We start from the raw sequence: 16,708 nt of genomic DNA on the forward strand, positions 1-16,708 counted from the left end.
AAGAATAAGAGCCCATATCCAACTCTGATTGATGACTCTGTTCTTATTGGATTTAGTAAGTCCCTTCCAGCAAATGCCATCCCCACAACTCTTGTATTAGATAAGAATGGATTAGTAGCAGGCCGCATTTCTGGCGTGGTCACTATCGCATCCCTTACAGAGCTTCTTAATAAGGTGATGAGCGAATGACAAGCTTTGTAGTCGACCAGTTATTTGGTGGAACGCTTCTTGCAGCTCTTCCTATTGCAGTATTTGCAGGATTGATTTCATTTTTATCGCCTTGTGTTCTTCCGCTTGTTCCTGGCTATGTTGCCTATGCAACTGGCTTTGCATCAACAAAGGGGAAAGTTCTTCTCGGATCATTGCTCTTCGTTCTCGGTTTTACTTTTGTCTTCGCATCATTTGGTCTCGCCTTTGGTGGACTCGGAAGTCAGATTGCAGCTAATGAAGAGATCATCACAAAAATATTAGGTGTATTTACTATTGTGATGGGCGCAATCTTCTTAGGTCTCTTTCCTTTTGCTCCGACTTTTGCTCCAAAGATTTCTACCACCGGCGGCATCGCAGGTGCTCCTCTGCTCGGCGTACTCTTTGGAATCGGTTGGACTCCTTGCATTGGTCCAGCACTTGCAACCGTTCAGACGCTTGCCTTCAATGAATCAAGCGCAACGAGAGGTGCAATACTGTCAATCGGATATTCAATCGGACTCGGGATTCCATTTATTCTCTCTGGGCTATTCCTCGATCGCAGCAAGAAAATTCGTTCCTACTTTGTAAAGAGAGGTTCTCTCATCAGCAAGGTCGGAGGGGTGCTTCTGATTGTCATTGGCTTTATGCAATTTACGGGCGTGTGGTCTGATCTGATGATCAACCTCCGCTCACTCATCTCTAACTATGTGCCGGTGATTTAATGAGCAATAACGTAGAAATTCCAGAGCTCGGTTTTTTCGGTCTCGTCCGCTTTGCTTGGCGCCAGCTCACAAGTATGCGCACTGCGCTGATTCTCTTGCTGATGATGGGAATCGCGGCGATTCCAGGCTCTGTCATCCCACAGCGCACCAGCAATCCAATTGCTGTCCGCGATTTCTTTGAGAAGCATCCAGGGACCGCCCCTTTCTATGATCGCTTATCTCTCTTTGATGTCTATGGCTCTCCATGGTTTAGCGCCATTTATATCTTGCTCTTCATCTCACTAATAGGCTGCGTACTTCCTCGTGCAGTCGAGCACTTTCATGCAATGCGCGCGCTTCCTCCTGTAACACCCAAGAATCTCAATCGCATGGAGCACCACACAGTCTTTGCTGGCGATGCCGCATCTCTTGAGCGTGCAGAGAATTGGTTTAAGAAGAATCGTTTTAGAGTCCGCAAAAGCGATGGCTCGATATCTGCGGAGAAGGGCTATCTTCGGGAGACTGGAAACTTACTCTTTCACCTTTCACTCATCCTTATTTTAGTTGGAATAAGTTTCGGCTCTTTATTTGGTTTGCAGGGTGAAGCAATCGTTAATACAGGAGAACGTTTTGTTAATGTACCCACAAGTTATGACAACCTCAGATTAGGTAAGTTAACGAAAGAATCAGATCTAGGTCAGTTCACGATAACAGTGGATAAATTTGTTGCTAAATATGACCCTAAAACAAATATGCCTCAGGATTACACTGCCTATGTAACAACAACTAATGGTGACGTTACTCAGAAGCAGATTATCAAAGTGAATTCACCACTGACCTTTGGTAGCACTCGCGTTTATCTTCAAGCCAACGGCTATTCACCGATTGTTACAGTGCGCGATTCACAAGGCACGATTGCCTTTCAAGGACCAGTCCCATTTTTGCCACAAGATGGAAACCTACGTTCTATCGGTGCCATCAAAGTTCCGGATGCGCAGCCGCCGGTAGGTTTCGTTGCATCGTTCTTACCTACTTTTGAGCGTACTAAGACCATGGGCGGAGTTTCTATCTATCCAGAACTTCTCAACCCTCGATTGCTCTTCTCTATTTGGAGCGGCGATCTCGGCCTCAATTCAGGCATTCCGCAATCGGTGTACAGAATTAATACAGATAAGATGAAAAGACTCGCTCTCGGCTCTGTTGGAGTCGGCGAAAGCTATCAATATGAAGGCGGAACAATCACTTTGGAGGGTGTCGCTCCTTGGGTCAACCTACAAATAGTTGATGACAGAGGTAAGGGATTCACCCTCCTTGGCGCAATCCTTGCAATTCTCGGCTTGCTTTCATCTCTCTACGGGCGTCGCCGACGCATCTGGGTGAAGGTCACAGGAGCTCAAGTTGAAGTTGCCGCTCTAGCCAAGAACAATGCTCCTGGGCTTGAAGAAGAAGTCGCTCGATTAGTAGAAAGTGTAAAGTAATGAATACAACGTGGGCATATGTCTCAAACAACTTTGTCTATTCAGCGATGGCGCTCTTTACTCTCTCATTTCTCTCACATGCATTTGAAACTGCATTTGCCGTGCGCGCACCACAGAACGCAGATTCAACCGATGGCAATCTGCTCATAAAGACTCTTGATTACAAGCGAACCGAAAAGGCTGCCCGCCTCGCCACTGCATTCATGGGGCTCGGTACGTTGCTCTTGCTTGCAGGAATCATCGCGCGAGGCATTTCAGCAGGACATGCACCATGGGGAAATATGTACGAATTCTCCATCACTGGTGCATTTGCATTCTCACTTGCCTATCTCGCTGCACTTCGTAAATATGATCTTCGTTGGTTAGGTCTATTTATCTCATTCTCTGTTCTGCTTACGCTCGGTACTGCAATCACATTGCTCTATCGCAATAGCGCGCCACTTGTTCCTGCACTCAAGTCAACCTGGTTAATCATCCACGTTTCAACAGCAATCATCTGTGGCGGAATCTTCTTGCTCGCAAATGTGATTGCCGGTGCGTACTTATTCCTAGAGCGTTACGAGGAGCTGGGTGCACGTCCTGTCTGGGCACTTCGTATTCCATCTTTAGAGACGCTCGATCAACTTTCCTATCGCTTGGTTGCATTTGTCTTCCCACTGTGGACCTTTTCGGTGATCGCTGGAGCAATCTGGGCCGAGAGTGCTTGGGGTCGTTACTGGGGTTGGGATCCAAAAGAGACCTGGGCATTTATTACCTGGGTTGCCTATGCCGCATATCTACATGCACGAGTAACCATTGGCTGGCGCGGACGCAGAGCAGCATGGCTCTGCATCTTTGCGGGATCGACCTTCTTATTTAACTATGTCTACGTCAACGTGTGGGGCACAGGTAAGCACACTTACAGCGGGCTTAATCAAAAGTAATTTATAGACCACGCAAGAAATCTGGATTGTCATCCGGAGGAATAATGCGTGGCTTGTTTTTCTTTGGACGTCTTTGAAGCACTCCTGTTCGGCCAGCAACGAGGTAGACAACTGAGCCAAAAGGTGGAAAGAGAATAATTACGAGCAACCAACCCCACTTAGGTAACTTTTTGATCTGAACGTCTTCGCGCATTGCGCAATCTACGAATGCAAAAAGAGTTAATGCAATGGAGATTATGCCAATGTATTTAGCCATGGCTTAATAGTAGTGCGAGGCTTAAAAGTATGGAGAATAGAAGTTGAAGCTGACCGGTCTTGGCCAAGAATGGAATTAGCTCTCGCCCTTGTGCCTGGCCCAAAACGCCACGCACCAAGCCGATTGCGATGGGAAGAGTGAGCAGAGTTAGTAGTGCCCACGGATTCATCAATGCAATAGTTGCCGCATAGCCAAGTGCAATAAGAAGAGCAAAGAAGCCACGCGCCTTTCGATCACCCAGTCGTACAGCAAGTGTCTTCTTGCCAGCAGGTGCATCGAGTGCGCGATCTCGAATGTTGTTAATTGCAAGGAGTGCGCAGGCGAAAGTTCCCATGGGAATGGAAATCAAAAGCGAATCAGCGGTGACTTCTTCGGTCTGCACAAAGTACGTACCCACTGTTGCAACGACGCCAAAGAAGATAAAGACAAAGAGTTCGCCGAGGCCGATGTATCCGTAAGGATTCTTTCCACCTGTATACCCCCATGCTGCGAGAATTGCTGCAAACCCAACTGCGATCAGCCACCAACTTGTCATCGCAGCAAGTGCCAACCCTGCAACTGCTGCAACAGCAAAAGAGATAAAAGCTGCCCTCTTTACTGATGCAGGTGTTGCAAGTCCTGATGCAGTAATTCGCGTAGGACCCACCCGGTCAGAATCGGTTCCACGAATTCCATCGGAGTAATCGTTTGCGTAATTGACGCCAATTTGCAGTGCAAGACTGACAAGAAGTGCCAAGAGCGCAGGCAGGGCTGATGCATCAGATGCTGCTAGGGCCGTTGCGACTGCAACGGGAGCAACGGCTGCAGGTAGCGTGCGAGGACGCGCTCCGATAATCCACTTATTCATGGGCAATCCTTTCGAGCGCCTTCTTATCTACCTTGCCAATTCCGAGTAAAGGTAATTCTGAGAGATGGTGAAAAGCTTTGACTTTAGAGGCTGCGCCAAGTTCACGTTGCAGCGCTTCTTGGATTTGCCCCTCAATCTCACTTGTTGCACTTACGAGTGCGCAATGAATTGCCTGACCCCATTCTGGGTGAGGTACTGCAAATGCCGCTACTTGAAGATCGGGGAAAGTTTGGAGAATTACTCGTTCGATAGCAGTCAGTGAAACGTTCTCACCGCCGGTAATGACGATGTCATCAATGCGACCATCGACAACCAACTTTTCGCCCTCAAAATGTCCGGCATCAGAGGTTGCATACCAACCATCGTCATCTGCGAGCTCGTTGGCAAGAACCTTTCCTTTAATCGAAATTCTTGAGTCATCAGCGATTCTCACTTCAACGCCTTCAAGTGGAGTTCCGTTATAAACACAACCACCAGAAGTCTCGGTCGATCCATAGGTTTCAATGAGATTGATGCCAAGAGATTCAGCCTGTGAACGAAGTTGAGATGTCAGCGCTGCGCCACCCACCAATACTGCGCGCGCACTCATTAAGTGCTCGAGAAGATTCTCGTCTCCGTGAAGTGCACGGTAGAGCTGCGTGGGAACAATCGCAGTGAAATCAACCTTGGGATATTTACCTTCGTAACCGATGAGATGAGTGGGGGTTGTTCCTAATTCAAGAGAGCGAATAAGAACATTGATCCCAGCAATGTGGTTGAGAGGAAGAAGGAGTGACCAAGTATTTCCAAACTCAGCACTAATGTATTTATTGGACGCTCTTGCTGAAGTCAGAAGAGCAGAAGCTGAGAGAGCAATTTCTTTTGGCGTTCCCGAGCTACCTGTTGTTGTAACAACGAGGGCGGTGCGCGACGAAACTGCATCAATAGATATTGGGCTCAGTGCAAGAGCGGGGCCATCTGATACGAGGGCCTTTGCGATACGGGCCATTAACTCGCTCAGGCTCCATGCGGAATCGACTGTGCGAACTTCTCGTTGTGCGTTTTGCTCCATTGCCCGCGTAGGCTATCGCCCGTACTCAACAATGGAGGAATCGTGAGCAAGCCGATTAAGCGTGATTTTGGTGACCGCAGCATCCCAGCATGGGCAACCGCTCGTGGAGGTGAGAATTTCACTGATATTAAGTATGAGACCGCCGATGGAATGGCGAAAATTACTATCAATCGACCTCACGTTCGCAATGCCTTCCGTCCACAAACAATTATTGAGTTGAAGCAAGCATTCGACTTAGCGCGCGATAACTCTGAAGTCGGAGTCATCATCTTTACTGGTGAAGGCACAGAAGCATTCTGTTCTGGTGGCGATATCAGCGTTCGTGGCGATGATGGATATGTTGGTGACGATGATCTTGGTAAGCAAGGTATGGGTCGCCTCAATGTGTTGGACCTTCAAGTGCAGATCCGTCGCACACCGAAACCTGTTGTTGCAATGATTGCTGGTTGGGCAATTGGTGGTGGACATGTACTTCACGTCGTCTGCGATCTCTCCATTGCTGCAGATAATGCAAAGTTTGGCCAGACAGGTCCGATGGTGGGCTCTTTTGATGGCGGTTATGGTTCAGGACTTCTTGCACGTAACGTTGGCCAGAAGAAAGCTCGTGAAATTTGGTTTATGACACGACAATACGATGCACAAGAAGCGCTCGATATGGGATTGGTCAACACAGTTGTTCCACTTGCAGAGCTCGAGGCTGAAACAGTTTCCTGGTGCCGCGAGATGTTGCAGAACAGCCCAATGGCGCTTCGACTATTGAAGGCGAGCATGAACGCTGCAGATGATGGACTTGCGGGAATCCAGCAGCTCGCAGGAGATGCAACGCTCTTGTTCTACTTAAGTGAAGAGGGGCAAGAAGGTCGCGATGCATATAAAGAGAAGCGCAAGCCAGACTTTGGAAAGTTCCCGCGACGTCCTTAGAGCTTGGGTCTATAAATATGTTTGATCAACTTCTCTCTACCTTGCGCGTTGTTGCGCTTCCTATGAAGACAAACTTTCGTGGAGTTACGGTGCGAGAAGTTGCTCTCTTTCAGGGCGAATATGGATGGGGGGAGTTCTCACCCTTTCTTGAGTACGACGATCAAGAATCTTCACGTTGGCTAGCAGCTGCAGTTGAAGCGGCTACACAACCAAGGCCCCAGCGATATCGTGAGTCCATTCCCGTCAATGGCACCATCCCTGCAATTTCTGACGGCAATCGTCTTAAAGAAATCATTGAAAGCTATCCAGGGTGCGCAACATTTAAAGTCAAAGTGGGGGAGAACCTCAACGAAGATCTCATTCGTCTTCAGTTGCTGCGCACTCTGCGCCCCAGCGCAGCAATCCGATTGGATGTGAACGGTCTCTGGTCGGTAGCTGATGCACTTAAGAATCTCTCCACCATCAACGATGAAATTGGGGAGATTCAATACGTTGAGCAACCATGTGCAACAGTTGAAGAACTGCGTGAATTGAAGTCACGTGCGGATTTCAATCTCAAGATTGCAGCAGATGAAGTTATTCGAAAGGCACTCAATCCCTTTGCTGTAGACCTTAATGGTGCTGCAGATTATGTGATGCTTAAAGTTCAGCCACTTGGCGGAATAACTCGCTCGATTGAAATAGCTACACACCATGAATTGCCCGTAGTTGTCTCCAGCGCTCTTGAAAGTGCAGTGGGAATCAATTACGGACTCGAGCTCGCCGCTTCAATCAAGGACCTTTCCTTTGATTGCGGCTTGGCTACAGGTTCGTTAATTTCCAAGGATGTAGATTCACTTCCGATAACTAATGGCTCTATTGCACTGAAATCCCTAGAGGTAAATCTCGATGGCCTCGAAGTGGCGCCAGATCGCTTCGAATGGTGGAAGAATCGCGCCATGCGATGTGCGAAAGAACTTGGACTTTAATGAATACCTCCACAACGCTTGCGCGTTCAATTGTTCGCCAGATTGTTCAGGCAGGAGTCACTGATGCCGTCATCTCTCCGGGTTCACGCAATGCACCACTGACTATCGCGCTCTTTGAAGCGAGCAAGAAGAACCTGATTACTTTGCACACTCGTATTGATGAGCGCACAGCGGCTTTCTTTGCCCTTGGAATCGCTAAGGCAAGTGGTCGCCCAGTACCAGTCATCTGCACATCTGGAACAGCTGTTGCCAATTACCACCCAGCAATTCTTGAAGCATCACATTCAAATCTTCCGCTCTTGGTCATCACTGCAGATCGACCAGCAGAGTTACGACGAACAGGTGCAAATCAAACAACTGAGCAGGCACGAATATTTGGAAAAGCTGTTCGCTACTTTGCAGATGTATCAGGCCCGGCTTACCCCATGGAACTTCCATTTAACTCACTGAAATCTGGGCCAGTCCATATCAATGTGCAGTTTCCAGAACCTCTCAGCCCTGATGAAGAAGGCGACTGGCTAGAGAAAATCACGGTTACTCCACCACAGGATTTCACACGGAAAGAGGCGGGAACTTTCTATACAAAGTCCACTCGCGGAGTACTAGTAATCGGCCATGATCGCGGTGGATTGAGCATTAAAGAGGTCGAGGAATTTTCACAATCACTCGGCTGGCCCGTGATTGCTGAAGATCCGCTCTCTTTCCCAGATGCACTTTCACATGCGAGTCTCTTTCTGACATCGAAGACCATCACGGATGAATTAGTTCCAGACACCGTCGTCGTGATTGGCCGCACAACTTTGTCACGTTCAATCAACCGATTGATTTCAACAGCACGCAAGACCATCGTGATTGACCCTCGCATTCTGACAGTCGATAGCGATCGCGTTGCAGATCAAAAGTTTTCTGCTCTTCCCTTGATCGAAGTTCAACCTGCTGATTCTGAATATGCAGAACGTTGGAAGAAGTACTCATCACGTGCTTCCAAGAAAGTTGCAGATTTCTCTACTTGGTCTGAAGCTCTTGTGGCACGCGAAATCGGAGTCGGCATTCCAACTGGTACAGCGCTCTTTGTTTCATCATCTCGCCCCATTCGCGATATCGAAGGCTTTGCAACTGCTCGTAGCGGCGTTGAAACCTTTGCAAATCGCGGCCTGGCAGGCATTGATGGAAATATCTCGACTGCGCTCGGCATCGCATCGCAACGCGAGGAAACTATTGCTGTCTTAGGCGATTTGAGTTTCTTGCACGACATCACCGGGCTGATTCATCAAGAAGACATCAATCTTAAAATTATTGTCATCAACAACAATGGTGGAGGAATCTTTTCGACACTTCCACACCGCGGAGTTGATGGTTTTGAAACAATCTTCGGAACGCCGCATGACCTCGATATTGCAAAGATTGCTCAAGCATTTGGGTTGATGACCTCAACTGTCGAAAAGCAATCAGAGCTCATTGCTGAACTTTCTAAGCCCGTAGTCGGTCTATCGCTTGTTGTGGTCAATGTTCCGGACCGCGAGAGCAATGCCGATAACTTGCAGGCTATTTACTCCTCGATGGACTCTCTTTAGAGAGCAGATTTCATCGCGCTGAACTTGGCATTGCTTTCGGCAAGTTCAACCACGGGATCTGATCCCGCAACAATTCCACAGCCAGCAAAGATGCGAATCTCGTTGCCGGTGACTTGGCCAGAACGTAGAGCGATTCCGAGTTCTCCATCTCCTCGTGCATCAATCCAGCCGACAGGTCCGGCATATCGACCCCGGTTCATGCCTTCAATCTCATCGATAACATCGAAAGCAATATTGCGCGGTGTTCCGCATACGGCAGCAGATGGATGCAGAGACTTAAGGAGTGCAAAGGCATCGACATGATGCTTTGATTCGAGGAGCGCACCAGTCACATCGGTTGCAAGATGCATGACATTCGCTAAGTGCAATACAAAGGGAGCTTCAGGAACGTTTGTTGACGAGCAGAAGGGCTCGAGCGCTTCTGCGACAGAGCGCACTGCATATTCGTGTTCTTCTAAATCTTTTGATGAACGGGCAAGTGATCCCGAGAGCGCAAGATCGCGAGCATCATCACCGGTCTTAGGAATAGTTCCTGCAAGAACGCGTGATGTGACCATGCCACGCGAAAGGCGTAGCAAGAGTTCTGGGGTTGCACCAATCAACCCATCAACTGAGAAGACCCAGGTTGCTGGATAGTTTGCTGCCAATTTACTGAGAACCGGACGAACATCAATCGCCTTATCGGTTGTCGCAATGAGATCGCGAGCGAGAACTACTTTATCGATTTCAGATTTATTAATCTTTGCAATCGCTTGTGCAACTCGAGTCTCCCACTGTTGTTCACTCAGCGTGCCTTGATGCCATTGAAAGTCTTGTTCTGAATATTCTGGTGCAGCATCGGCAAGTAGAGGCTGCGCATCACTGCCAATCCAGGTAATCCAAGAGTTCTCGCCCTTTTTACCAACGATGACCCGGGGGATTACCGCAATAGATTCCTCATTGCGGTCGAAGCTAAATGAGGTAAAGAGAACCGGGCCAGTACCGCTGCCATGGACTGCATTGGATACGGAGAAAGTCTCAAGTTGTTGATGCCACCAGGTGCGCACCTGATCGAAGCGATCTTTTCCTGAAACCCTTATCGATGCGTATTCGCCCCAACCGACAATCCCTTCACCGCCACGAACCCATGAATAAGGAGCGCTATCAGGCAGTAATTGAAGTAGAGGGAGGTGGGCACCAATGCGATTGGTTGTGACCGGAACTAGTGAGGGCATTTATAAGATTACTTATTAAGCGTCTTATTTGTTGAGAGTCTGGGAAATCTTGCGCCAGATGAGTGGCAGAGTTGTTCCAACGATTGCAATCTTAAGCATTTCACCGAAGATGAATGGTGTAAAACCAAATTCAAGAGTCTTCGCCCAAGTGATACCGAGTGACTGGTGAAGCCAGAGAAGTCCAATTCCAAAGATGACAACTTCGCCGAGAAGTAGTGCTGGAAAAGATGTTACGAACTTCTGATCAGCTTTGCGATCTGCGAGGTAACCAAGCAGGAGTGATGCAGCGAGCATGCCGACGAGGTAGCCACCTGTTGCTCCCATAACGCGATCAATGCCGTGGTTGGCAGATGTTGCAGATGGAGCGAAGATTGGCGCTCCTACAATTCCAGCAAACAAATATGTTGCGAATGTTGTAAATCCAAGGCGAGCGCCGTATGTCGTTCCTACTAATAGCGCTGCAAGTGTCTGACCCGTTACCGGAACAGGTGATCCCGGAACAGGAACTGACACCTGAGCCATCGCAGAGATAAATGCGACGCCACCGACGATAAAGAGAGCATGTGTCAGAGCGGTGCTTCGTGGTGCAACTGCTGAACGAAGTGTTGCTGTAGATGACATTTTTCTCCTCGACTGACACTCAAATAAAAGTTGTAGCAAAGCCTACCTTTGCGCCAGACTACCCACATGTCGCGAGCGCATATGGATAAGAACCCTGAGGAAGTCGCCAAGATGTTCGATGGCGTGGCAAAGCGCTATGACCTCGTCAACGATCTTTTGAGCCTCGGCCAGACCAAGCGCTGGCGGAAGAAGGTCACCAAGCTGATCGATCCGCGCCCAGGGATGAAGATCCTCGATATGGCAGCAGGTCCAGGGGCGAGCTCAGAACCTCTCTTTAAGGCCGGCGCCGAAGTCACCTCAGCTGATTTCTCCCAGGGAATGCTCGATGCTGGCAAGAAGCAGCGCCCCTACCTGAATTTCCAGCTTGCCGATGCCCTCAACCTCCCATTTGGGGATAACTCCTTCGATCTCTACACAATCTCCTTCGGGCTGCGCAATACCCATAAGACTGAATCTGCGCTGAAAGAGGCCCTTCGTGTCGTCCGTCCAGGCGGGCGCATCGTCATTGTCGAGTTCTCAGCCCCTACCTGGCGTCCATTTCGTACCATTTATACCAATTACCTCATGAGCGCCCTGCCCTGGATTGCCAAGAAGACCGCCTCTAATCCAGATGCCTACGTTTACCTCGCTGAATCCATCAAGGCCTGGCCAGATCAGGCGGCGCTCGCTGCCATTATTGAAAAATCTGGTTGGTCAGAGGTTGCTATCAAAAACCTGACGGGTGGAGTTGTCGCAGTTCACATGGCGGTAAAGCCCGAAGGGCTTTGACGCAGTTCACATGGCTGTGAAGCCGTAGCGATTTCAACAACCGAAAGTACGGCCTAGACTTACCTTTCGTGAGCGCTAATCCATATCTGCCCATCATCGTTCTCTTTGCGATTGGATTTGGCTTCGCCGCCTTCTCGGTCGGCATTGCAGCCATTACTGGTCCGGCTCGTTACAACCGCGCAAAGCAAGAGGCGTACGAGTGCGGAATTGAACCTTCACCACAAGCTCTCGAAGGCGGACGCTTTCCAGTGAAGTACTTCCTCACCGCAATGTTATTTATTGTCTTCGATATTGAAATCGTCTTCCTCTATCCATGGGCAGTTACATTCGACGCGCTCGGACTCTTCGGTCTCGTGGAGATGGGAATCTTTATCGCAACGGTATTCGTTGCATATGCATACGTTTGGCGACGTGGCGGATTGGAATGGGACTAACCCATGGGCCTAGAAGAAAAGTTACCTAGCGGAGTACTTCTCTCAACTGTTGAAGGTCTTGCAGGTTATATGCGCAAGAGCTCTGTATGGCCAGCAACATTCGGCCTTGCATGCTGCGCGATTGAGATGATGGCGCTGGGTTCATCACCCAAGCACGACATTTCTCGATTCGGCATGGAACGTTTTAGTGCATCACCTCGTCAGGCAGATTTGATGATTGTTGCAGGACGCGTGTCACAGAAGATGGCACCAGTTCTTCGACAGATTTACGATCAAATGACAGCGCCAAAGTGGGTTATCTCCATGGGCGCATGTGCATCTTCAGGTGGAATGTTTAATAACTACGCGATCGTGCAAGGAGTGGATCACGTCGTGCCAGTTGATATTTATCTTCCGGGTTGCCCACCACGTCCAGAGCAGTTGATGGATGCAATCATTAAATTGCACGAACAAATTTCAGATACAAAGCTCGGTGCAAACCGCGAAGCAGTCATAAAAGCAGTAGAAGAAGCTGCTTTAAAGGCAAAGCCAACTATCCAGCTTGGCAATCTCCCACACGAAGGGATGTTTGCGTAAATGACTTCCAATCACGATGTCACTAGTGGCATGTTCGGCGTTGCAGGAACTGGCGATACATCAGGTTATGGTGGATTAGTTCGCACAGTTGCAAACCCAGGTTCAACAGAGCGCCCGTACGGTGGCTACTTTGATCAGCTCGCAGATGATCTCGAGCGCGCATATCCAGATTTCGCAGATGCAATTACAAAGGTCGTTGTTGATCGTGGTGAAATCACACTTCACATCAAGAAGCATCGCCTCGTTGAAGTTGCAAAGATTCTTCGCGATAAGTTGCTCTTCGAAATGTGCATGGGTGTTTCTGGTGTTCACTACCCAGATCGCACAGGATGTGAACTCGTAGCTGTTTATCCATTGCTCTCCATGACAAAGAACCAGCGCATTCGTCTTGAAGTATGTACTTCAGAGACCGACCCGCACATTCCTTCATTGGTTGAGGTTTACGGTGGAAACAACTGGCATGAGCGCGAGACTTACGACATGTTCGGAATTATCTTCGACGGACATCCAGGTCTTACTCGCATCTTGATGCCAGATGACTGGGATGGACATCCACAACGTAAGGATTACCCACTCGGCGGAATTGCAGTGGAATACAAGGGTGCAACAACACCGGCTCCACATAACCGGAGGTCTTACAAGTGACATTCGATCCATATGCAGCAACTCGCGAAACCACTGAAGGAACTGTTTACTCAGTTACGGGTGGCGATTGGGATTCACTCGTATCTGAAATTGGCGAGACAAAAGAAGAGCGCATCATCGTCAACATGGGTCCTCAGCACCCATCCACCCATGGAGTTCTACGCCTTGTTCTCGAGCTCGAAGGCGAGACAGTTACAGAAGTTCGCCCAGGTATTGGATACCTCCACACAGGTATTGAAAAGAACATGGAATACCGCTCTTGGACACAGGGAACAACATTTGCAACGCGTATGGACTACCTCGCACCAATCTTCAATGAGACTGCATACTGCTTAGCAATTGAGAAGTTGCTCGGAATTACCAACGATATTCCAGAGCGTGCTTCGATCATCCGCGTGTTGATGATGGAGCTCAACCGAATTTCATCTCACATGGTTGCACTCGGTACCGGTGCTCTCGAACTTGGCGCAATGGGACCAATGTTCTTTGCATTCCGCGAGCGCGAAGCCGTACTCGATACATTTGAAGCGATCACAGGTCTTCGTATGAACATGGCCTATGTACGTCCAGGTGGAGTCCAACAAGATCTTCCAGTAGGCATGACATCTCGTCTTCGCGACTTGGTAAAAGAACTCCGCAAGAACTTTAAAGATAACGAACGCCTCTTGGTGGGCAACACAATCTGGATGAAGCGCACCGAAGGAATCGGATATCTCGATCTCGCAGGTTGTACAGCGCTAGGAATCACAGGACCTGTACTTCGTTCAACTGGTCTTCCTTGGGATCTTCGCAAGATGCAGCCGTATTGCGGCTATGAGAATTACGAATTCGATGTCATCACAGCTGATACCTGCGATGTATATGGCCGCTTCTTGATTCGAATGGCAGAACTTGAGCAGTCATTGCGCATCATTGAACAAGCAATTGAAAAGCTTGATGCAACAGAAGGTCAGCCAGTCATGGTTGCCGATAAGAAGATTGCCTGGCCGGCACAGCTTGCGCTAGGTGCAGATGGCCTTGGAAACTCTTTGGATCACATCCGCGAAATCATGGGTTCTTCCATGGAATCGCTTATTCACCACTTCAAGCTCGTGACAGAGGGATTCCGTGTTCCTGCAGGTCAGGCATATGCAGCCGTTGAATCACCACGCGGTGAGCTCGCAGCGCATGTCGTCTCGGACGGTGGAACAAAGCCTTATCGCGTTCACTTCCGTGAGCCATCGTTTAACAATCTTCAATCAACATCTGCAATGAGCGAAGGTGGAATGGTTGCCGACATCATCGGTGCTGTTGCATCTATCGATCCTGTTATGGGAGGCGTGGACCGCTAATGACAACTCTTAATTTGGATGTCATGAACTCAATCGTGGCTCGTTATCCACGTAAGCGTTCTGCAATTATGCCGTTGTTGCACTACGTGCAATCAGTATCTGGCTATGTCACCAATGAAGGTATCGAAACAATTTCATCAGTTCTTGAGATTGAAACTGCAGAAGTTTCTGCTGTTGCAACTTTCTATACACAGTACAAGCGCAAGCCAACCGGTGAATATCACATCGGTGTCTGCACAAATACTTTGTGCGCAATCATGGGTGGAGATCAGATTCTCGAGGCTCTCAAGGAACATCTTGGTCTTGAAAATGATGGCGTAACCGATGATGGAAAAGTTTCAATCGAACATATCGAGTGCAACGCAGCATGTGATTATGCGCCAGTTGTGATGGCTAACTGGGAGTTCTACGACAACCAGACTGTCGAATCAGCGAAAGCACTTGTTGATGGAGCTCGTGCAGGAAATCCACCAGCACCAACTCGCGGACCAAGCCGCCTCGTGACTTTTAAAGAAGCATCTGCAGTTCTTGCAGGTCTCGATGATGGACTTGCAGAAGAAGGTGTTCAAGCAGGTGCACCAACACTTCTTGGTCTCAAGCTCGCAAAGGAAGGAAAGTAATGTCGCTATTAACTCCCGTCCTTTCAGCACATTGGGATGAGAAAGATTCATTCACAATCGATGCATACAAGCGCAACGGTGGATACCAGGCAGCTCAAAAAGCACTTGCTATGGATCCTGATGCTCTTATCCAACTTGTCAAAGATTCAGGACTTCGCGGTCGTGGCGGTGCAGGCTTCCCAACCGGCATGAAGTGGGGCTTTATCCCACAGGGCGATAACAAAGAGCACTACCTGGTTGTTAACGCCGATGAATCAGAACCAGGAACATGTAAGGACATGCCGCTATTGATGGCGAATCCACATGTTCTTGTTGAGGGCGTCATCATCGCTGCCTATGCAATTCGTGCAAAGCATGCTTTTATCTATATTCGCGGCGAGGTAACACATGTCGCTCGTCGCCTCAATAAGGCGATTGCAGATGCCTATAAAGCTGGCTATCTCGGAAAGAATGTTTTTGGAACAGGCCACGATGTTGATCTTGTTCTTCACATTGGAGCAGGTGCTTATATCTGCGGTGAAGAGACAGCCCTCCTTGATTCACTGGAAGGTTTCCGTGGTCAACCACGACTTCGTCCACCATTCCCAGCGATTGCTGGTCTCTATGCACGTCCAACTGTCGTCAACAATGTTGAGTCAATCTCGGCAGTTCCTGCAATTGTTGCCAACGGCGCAGAGTGGTACCAATCAATGGGTACAGAGAAGTCAAAGGGTGCAACTCTTTACTCGCTCTCGGGTCACGTAAATAACCCAGGACAGTTTGAAGCACCACTCGGAATCACACTTCGCCAAATCCTTGAACTCGCAGGTGGAGTTCGTAACGGTCATAAGTTGAAGTTCTGGACTCCAGGTGGGTCATCAACTCCAATTTTCACAGATGAACATCTCGATGTTCCGCTTGATTATGAAGGTGTTGCAGCAGCAGGTTCCATGCTTGGTACAAAAGCTCTTCAAATCTTTGATGAGACAACGTGCGTAGTCCGTGCAGTATTGCGTTGGACAGAGTTCTACAAGCACGAGTCATGCGGAAAGTGCACACCATGTCGCGAAGGCACATGGTGGTTGGTGCAGATTCTCCGTGATCTTGAAGAAGGTAAGGGAACAGAGGCGGATCTTCAGAAGCTTCTCGATCTCTGCGACAACATCATGGGCCGTTCATTCTGTGCGCTTGGTGATGGTGCAACTTCATCAATCACATCATCGATCAAGTATTTCCGTGATGAGTACATCGCCCACGTCACTGGCGGCGGCTGCCCATTCGATGCATCAAAGTCAACACTCTTTGCGGAGGCTAAATAAATGACAACGGCTGAAGTAACACAGGTTGAAATGATCACCGTCGTCATTGATGGTTTTGAGGTTACAGTGCCAAAGGGCACTCTCATCATCCGCGCAGCAGAAAAGCTTGGAATTCAGATTCCTCGTTTCTGTGATCATCCACTCCTCGATCCAGTAGGCGCATGTCGTCAGTGTCTCGTTGATGTTGAAATCAACGGCCGCGCGTTCCCCAAGCCACAGGCATCATGCACCATCCCGGTTGAGCCAAATATGATCGTTAAGACTCAGCTCACATCACCAGTTGCAGATAAGGC

General features: G+C 48.9%; 20 protein-coding genes. 15 read left to right on the forward strand and 5 right to left on the reverse strand.

Translation table 11 applies throughout. The features are described from left to right. From ACKOVI_RS01065 to ccsB, 4 genes are all read left to right on the forward strand, one after another. Nucleotides 1–189: TlpA family protein disulfide reductase (locus ACKOVI_RS01065; RefSeq protein WP_509601967.1), on the forward strand; the 189-nt coding region annotated here is incomplete at its 5' end. Further along, complete coding sequence (locus ACKOVI_RS01070) at nt 186–911, forward strand: cytochrome c biogenesis CcdA family protein (RefSeq protein ID WP_509601969.1); 726 nt, start codon at nt 186–188, stop codon at nt 909–911. The genes ACKOVI_RS01065 and ACKOVI_RS01070, both read left to right, overlap by 4 nt. After that, a complete protein-coding gene (gene resB / locus ACKOVI_RS01075; RefSeq protein WP_509601971.1) occupies nt 911–2,368 on the forward strand; it encodes a cytochrome c biogenesis protein ResB in 1,458 nt (485 codons plus the stop codon). Before ACKOVI_RS01070 ends, resB begins: the two co-directional genes overlap by 1 nt. Further along, a complete protein-coding gene (ccsB, locus tag ACKOVI_RS01080) occupies nt 2,368–3,291 on the forward strand; it encodes a c-type cytochrome biogenesis protein CcsB (RefSeq protein ID WP_509601973.1) in 924 nt (307 codons plus the stop codon). The genes resB and ccsB overlap by 1 nt, the downstream gene beginning before the upstream one ends. A 1-nt stretch (nt 3,292) precedes the next feature. Here ccsB and ACKOVI_RS01085 read toward each other — a convergent pair whose 3' ends face one another. The 3 genes from ACKOVI_RS01085 to ACKOVI_RS01095 are packed head-to-tail and all read right to left on the reverse strand — an operon-like array spanning nt 3,293 to nt 5,445. Further along, nucleotides 3,293–3,547, reverse strand: coding sequence for a PLD nuclease N-terminal domain-containing protein (locus tag ACKOVI_RS01085; RefSeq protein WP_509601975.1), 255 nt, complete (start codon nt 3,545–3,547; stop codon nt 3,293–3,295). Next, entirely contained in the window at nt 3,540–4,394 is an 855-nt protein-coding gene (locus tag ACKOVI_RS01090) for a 1,4-dihydroxy-2-naphthoate polyprenyltransferase (protein ID WP_509601976.1), read from the reverse strand. Before ACKOVI_RS01090 ends, ACKOVI_RS01085 begins: the two co-directional genes overlap by 8 nt. Continuing rightward, nucleotides 4,387–5,445 carry an AMP-binding protein gene (locus ACKOVI_RS01095; protein WP_509601978.1) on the reverse strand — a complete coding sequence of 353 codons (1,059 nt, stop codon included), beginning with the start codon at nt 5,443–5,445 and terminating at the stop codon, nt 4,387–4,389. Before ACKOVI_RS01095 ends, ACKOVI_RS01090 begins: the two co-directional genes overlap by 8 nt. Before the next feature lie 42 nt (nt 5,446–5,487). On the opposite strand from ACKOVI_RS01095, the gene menB reads away from it, so the two are divergent. Genes menB through menD form a run of 3 tightly spaced genes read left to right on the forward strand, consistent with a single transcriptional unit; the run spans nt 5,488 to nt 8,908 of the window. Further along, complete coding sequence (menB, locus tag ACKOVI_RS01100; protein WP_509601981.1) at nt 5,488–6,366, forward strand: 1,4-dihydroxy-2-naphthoyl-CoA synthase; 879 nt, start codon at nt 5,488–5,490, stop codon at nt 6,364–6,366. Nucleotides 6,367–6,383: 17 nt separating this feature from the next. Beyond that, a complete protein-coding gene (locus ACKOVI_RS01105) occupies nt 6,384–7,334 on the forward strand; it encodes an o-succinylbenzoate synthase (protein ID WP_509601983.1) in 951 nt (316 codons plus the stop codon). Then, nucleotides 7,334–8,908, forward strand: coding sequence for a 2-succinyl-5-enolpyruvyl-6-hydroxy-3-cyclohexene-1-carboxylic-acid synthase (gene menD / locus ACKOVI_RS01110; RefSeq protein WP_509601985.1), 1,575 nt, complete (start codon nt 7,334–7,336; stop codon nt 8,906–8,908). The genes ACKOVI_RS01105 and menD overlap by 1 nt, the downstream gene beginning before the upstream one ends. Here the strand turns inward: menD and ACKOVI_RS01115 are convergent. Both ACKOVI_RS01115 and ACKOVI_RS01120 read right to left on the reverse strand, forming a co-directional pair. Continuing rightward, nucleotides 8,905–10,122, reverse strand: coding sequence for an isochorismate synthase (locus ACKOVI_RS01115; protein ID WP_509601987.1), 1,218 nt, complete (start codon nt 10,120–10,122; stop codon nt 8,905–8,907). The two genes, menD and ACKOVI_RS01115, sit on opposite strands and share 4 nt — an antisense overlap. A 24-nt stretch (nt 10,123–10,146) precedes the next feature. Continuing rightward, nucleotides 10,147–10,743 (reverse strand): biotin transporter BioY, encoded by a 597-nt coding sequence (locus ACKOVI_RS01120; RefSeq protein ID WP_509601989.1) that lies wholly within the window; start codon nt 10,741–10,743, stop codon nt 10,147–10,149. A 66-nt stretch (nt 10,744–10,809) separates the two neighbouring features. Here ACKOVI_RS01120 and ACKOVI_RS01125 point away from each other — a divergent pair, with 66 nt between their 5' ends. From ACKOVI_RS01125 to ACKOVI_RS01160, 8 genes are all read left to right on the forward strand, one after another. Beyond that, nucleotides 10,810–11,511 (forward strand): demethylmenaquinone methyltransferase, encoded by a 702-nt coding sequence (locus tag ACKOVI_RS01125; protein ID WP_509601991.1) that lies wholly within the window; start codon nt 10,810–10,812, stop codon nt 11,509–11,511. Between the two features lie 68 nt (nt 11,512–11,579). Continuing rightward, nucleotides 11,580–11,945, forward strand: coding sequence for an NADH-quinone oxidoreductase subunit A (locus ACKOVI_RS01130; protein WP_509601993.1), 366 nt, complete (start codon nt 11,580–11,582; stop codon nt 11,943–11,945). Between the two features lie 3 nt (nt 11,946–11,948). After that, nucleotides 11,949–12,521, forward strand: a complete 573-nt coding sequence (locus tag ACKOVI_RS01135) for a NuoB/complex I 20 kDa subunit family protein (protein ID WP_509601995.1) — start codon at nt 11,949–11,951, stop codon at nt 12,519–12,521. After that, nucleotides 12,522–13,166, forward strand: a complete 645-nt coding sequence (locus ACKOVI_RS01140; protein WP_509601997.1) for an NADH-quinone oxidoreductase subunit C — start codon at nt 12,522–12,524, stop codon at nt 13,164–13,166. Further along, on the forward strand, nt 13,163–14,497 hold the full coding sequence (locus ACKOVI_RS01145) for an NADH-quinone oxidoreductase subunit D (protein WP_509601999.1): 1,335 nt from the start codon (nt 13,163–13,165) through the stop codon (nt 14,495–14,497). Before ACKOVI_RS01140 ends, ACKOVI_RS01145 begins: the two co-directional genes overlap by 4 nt. After that, nucleotides 14,497–15,117, forward strand: coding sequence for an NADH-quinone oxidoreductase subunit NuoE (gene nuoE, locus ACKOVI_RS01150; RefSeq protein WP_509602001.1), 621 nt, complete (start codon nt 14,497–14,499; stop codon nt 15,115–15,117). The genes ACKOVI_RS01145 and nuoE overlap by 1 nt, the downstream gene beginning before the upstream one ends. Further along, nucleotides 15,117–16,415, forward strand: coding sequence for an NADH-quinone oxidoreductase subunit NuoF (gene nuoF / locus ACKOVI_RS01155; protein WP_509602003.1), 1,299 nt, complete (start codon nt 15,117–15,119; stop codon nt 16,413–16,415). Before nuoE ends, nuoF begins: the two co-directional genes overlap by 1 nt. Next, a partial coding sequence (locus ACKOVI_RS01160; RefSeq protein WP_509602005.1) for a 2Fe-2S iron-sulfur cluster-binding protein occupies nt 16,416–16,708 on the forward strand: 293 nt, incomplete at its 3' end.

This window comes from Candidatus Planktophila sp. (assembly GCF_046070465.1).
GTDB lineage: Bacteria > Actinomycetota > Actinomycetes > Nanopelagicales > Nanopelagicaceae > Planktophila.